Here is a 3995-nt window from a genome sequence, read left to right as displayed (position 1 = left end):
ATTTTCCCAGTCTAATACTTTATTTTTGAGTCTATCACTTTATTTTCTCTGAACATCATCTGAGCTCTTTTATCTTTCCGAACAGCGCGAAGCGTATATGAGGAAAATGTTGCACAAGCAGCGCGAGCAGCTATCTGCAAAGATTGCAAAGGATCTCGAGGGCTTCAAAGCAAGCGGTTCTTATAAGCGGAGAATGGAAGATCAAAGGTTCCAGTAATAGTCGATCACCAATCTTGTACGGTCTGTATGCAGGTAGGGTATCTGCTACCGATACTGCCGAATTCATATATCAACTACAATACACATTCATGATAGAATGGGGCTTAACAGAGAGCGAGCATGACTTGGTGAGTTAGTTGAACTCCCTCAGCCATATGTAGGTGGGATTGAACGAGGTGAGAGAAATATTTCACTTGAAACCTTACAAAAAATAATAAATGCTTTGAAAGTTTCACCGGAAGAATTGTTTCGAAACTATGGGGATAGTGATTTGTCTCATGAATTCATTGAGATTATGGATCGAATTCAATCAAAGTTATGTAATCGAGACATTAAAGAAGTCAGAGCTATTGAGAAAATCGTCGATACATTGATCGATACAATGGATTCCTTTAAAGAATGAAGTAGGCTAATTTACAAGTAGGTTTGTGTCAATATACGCTCATTAAGGGTAACTTTGTGTCACTGTACATAAAGGTCAATCAAGGTCAAAATTACCGATACAGACTATAGTACAAAATACGGCTTTTGTGAGACAGCACTTTAAAGCTTTTGAGTAATAAAGCATAAATTGATCTCGTCGATAATAATAACAATTTGTTTCGACACTCTCTCAAACTACGATCGCTTCGTGCACAATGCCTAATGATTCTGAACTACTTTCTGGCGTCCTTAATTCTAAAATGTACCCAATAAGCCCGCGGCTGCGTCGGACTCAGCCCATCCTTTTACATACTGAACCATTTTGATTACCGAGTCTATTGCATGGCGTTTATACGTCCAAGTATCGTTTGAGTCCATTACAACCGGATGTAACCCAACGCATAGGCATTAACCTGGGCGGCAACATCATTGACGGTTTTATACAAAGGACGTCACACATCATCGTACTCCTTACGAAAAACATCATTTACATGATTATCCATAAATCATATCCCCCTATCTCTCATCATCATAACTATAATAACAGACTATTCACTTACTACGTAAACAGAATGGCAACAAGGAAGCGTTTCCCAGCCTGCCTTAAAAATGCCTTATATCCTCCTTTCTATTATTCTAAAATTTCCATCTTATGAAAAAAATTATCCCTACCTTGGCCAATTGGATTAATACACGTTTCGATATGCACCATATAATGGACAAAAGAATTTTAAAATTAAAAGGAGCACCCGGAGGTACCCCTTTCATTGCTTTAAATTATTCATTTTCTTCCTGTAAATCATTTGCTGTCTGACAAGTCCAATAAAAATAATCGTAAAGAGTAAAGATTGAATCCAATTAGTTCTGTCCTTGAATATCGTACTGTAATACGATATTCCTAACACAACTGCCAAAAGCCCCAAGTAAACATAATTCCTTATCAAAATGTTCTTTCTAAAGATAAAGTGAATCCCCAGAGCAATTGCCACGGCGTAAAACAAGAGAAAGGACATAGTTATTATTAGCGCTTCAGTCATAATTACATTCACTCCCCCTCGTTTTACCCTATTATAACATAAACTTACATAAATTACTACTCATTGATTGTCACGAATTTGTAGTGACTTCGTAGTACGGAACAGGTAACCAATGTAGATTCAGTGTCACGCCCTTCCCATTATTTTTCGCGTCGAAATCGTTGGCAACCATATTAGCCCCTGCATTATACAGGAGACCTGACAGAGCCGTCAGCCATCCCGCTGGGATAAAAACTGCAATTCCACCCAGAAGTCCTGCAACAGCTCCTGATTGTCTCATCGCATGAGCATGTACCTTTGTTTCCGAGTCATCGAACGTTATTGCAACTCCCCACCAATAAGTGTTACTGAATACGTTTGTTGAAAATTCATTAGCATTAGCTCTTATTTGTCCATTTTCCACAATTATAAAGCCTTCCTTAATTGCAATATTCAGTTGGTCTACCCCAGTTTTAAAATTCTCATAAATTTTAGGCTCAACAACTTTTTTTGCAGCAGGGTCAAGGACGAACTTGTCTTCTTTAATGCTGATGTAATTATTCATGATTGGGATTGATTCTATCACTTTTTTTGAGAACTCATCCTTTCCAATTTGAACTGTGTGCCTTTGGCTTAGCTCCCCTTGTGCTGGTTTTGGTTCTGATGCAGCAAAAGCCATTGGCGTGAATGCTGCAAACGCCATACTTACACTTAACAATGATGCGATCAACCTTTTCTTCAAACAAATCTCCTCCTTTTGTTGAGGTAAAGATATCTCTTCAAAATTGAAAGCAGACTGTGCATCATGTTTTATGCGGAGGAAAAACATTGTATGTAATGAGCACTATCTTTTTCTATTGATGGAATGAAGAGCATCCTTCCTAGTAATAACCTACCATATCTGGTGAAATATAACAAGATCAAATATTCATAATCTTTTAATCTTTTTTTGTTGAATACCTCTTACAAAGCTTCCTTTTATTCGAACTTCTTTATATATTGCCTTTTTATGTAATCCTTTTGAATCTCAAGTATATAAATATCTAGTTGTTGACTAACTCGAACTACTTCGTGATCTGTAAATTTACCTTTTTCATTTGCGATCCTGATTAATTCTTGCCTAAGTCCATTAACTTTATTTAGTGCATCATCACAGCGCACAATGGTCTCTCACCTCACATCACAGTTCTTGATAATGGGGTTATTTATAATAAGTATAATAGGGGTCGCAGGAAATACCATTAAATTCAATTGAAGGAAACGGAGGGGAAATAGCAAAAAAAAAAGAGTACCAATTAGGTACTCTTACCACGGAAAAAAGCCGTCATTATTCCCTAAAAAACGCTGCTCTCGAAGTTACCAAGGCAAAATGTCCGCATTACCAAAGGCAGACATCGTAGCTTCCCCGATAATAACAACGCTCAGAAGAGCAATGTATGTTTTGGATAAAAAACGCTTCACCGCGATCACTCCCAATTGGTTGGTTTGTAATATTCCGTAAGTTTTTTCACCGTCGGTACTGTCATCGTGATTCCCATAGTCAAATGACTTTGCATAATCAGATGAATGCACCGTTTTTCTTGACGAACATCGTCTACCCTTGAAAAATGAAATGCGCCTTCAAGTGACTCGCATACACCTCTCTCGAATTCACCAGCGGCAATGAAGTACTTTGCTCTATGATAATAATATTCAGCTAATTGTGAAATCGTGTTGGGATTCTTATTATCGATCTGTTCAGGTCTAATCGGATAAGAAAGTACTTTTTCTACTTCGGACAATCGATGTTCCTGTAAATAGATGTTCATTAATTGATTCAAAGCTGGTAAAGCTGAATGTTGGTCACACGTTTCCAATAAAGATGTAAATTGAGCTATCGCCAAATCCGTATTTCCCCTTTTGGCATTAAGCTGTGCTTTAATCAGCAGAGTATTTTCTTCAATATATGGGCCATCGAACTGTGAGTAAAGGTGAGTGTAATATTCAGACTTGTCGTAATCCCCGATCTGAAAGTATGCTCCCCTCAATATACCAAGCGCATGAACATAGTATTCATTATCAGGTTTAGCTTCCTGAATCACATGAAGGGCAAGCTCGATGCTCTTCGGATACAGAAATAAATTATAAGCGTGAATACCCAGCTTGTAGTAGAACGTAATGCGGTCTTCCGCACTCAAAAAATCTGCATACATTACGATATGCTTGTAACTATCGTATGTATCCCGCATCCGAGTAAAGTCGTCTCGCTCGATAAGATACACCTGGAATAACCCTCTAGCCAAAAAAGGCATGATTCCATGGTCGCGAGAATAGTCAACGATGACTTGATATAGGGCT

The 3995-nt window shown here is 38.0% G+C and carries 4 protein-coding genes; 1 reads left to right on the top strand and 3 read right to left on the bottom strand.

The genetic code is table 11. From position 1 onward, the window contains the following. Positions 1 to 385 precede the first annotated feature (385 nt). Positions 386 to 622 carry a helix-turn-helix domain-containing protein gene (locus tag DQX05_RS29855; protein WP_119796863.1) on the top strand — a complete coding sequence of 79 codons (237 nt, stop codon included), beginning with the start codon at positions 386 to 388 and terminating at the stop codon, positions 620 to 622. Positions 623 to 1749: 1127 nt separating this feature from the next. Here the strand turns inward: DQX05_RS29855 and DQX05_RS29845 are convergent. The 3 genes from DQX05_RS29845 to DQX05_RS29835 all read right to left on the bottom strand — a co-directional run. Further along, positions 1750 to 2400, bottom strand: a complete 651-nt coding sequence (locus DQX05_RS29845) for a hypothetical protein (protein WP_119796861.1) — start codon at positions 2398 to 2400, stop codon at positions 1750 to 1752. Between the two features lie 236 nt (positions 2401 to 2636). Further along, positions 2637 to 2819 (bottom strand): aspartyl-phosphate phosphatase Spo0E family protein, encoded by a 183-nt coding sequence (locus tag DQX05_RS29840; RefSeq protein WP_119796860.1) that lies wholly within the window; start codon positions 2817 to 2819, stop codon positions 2637 to 2639. A gap of 305 nt (positions 2820 to 3124) precedes the next feature. After that, positions 3125 to 3995: tetratricopeptide repeat protein (locus tag DQX05_RS29835; protein WP_119796859.1), on the bottom strand; the 871-nt coding region annotated here is incomplete at its 5' end.

Origin of the sequence: Paenibacillus thiaminolyticus (assembly GCF_003591545.1) — a bacterium.
Taxonomy (GTDB): domain Bacteria; phylum Bacillota; class Bacilli; order Paenibacillales; family Paenibacillaceae; genus Paenibacillus_B; species Paenibacillus_B thiaminolyticus_A.
The sequence above is the reverse complement of the archived record's forward strand: the minus strand, read 5'-3'. Positions and strand labels throughout refer to the sequence as shown.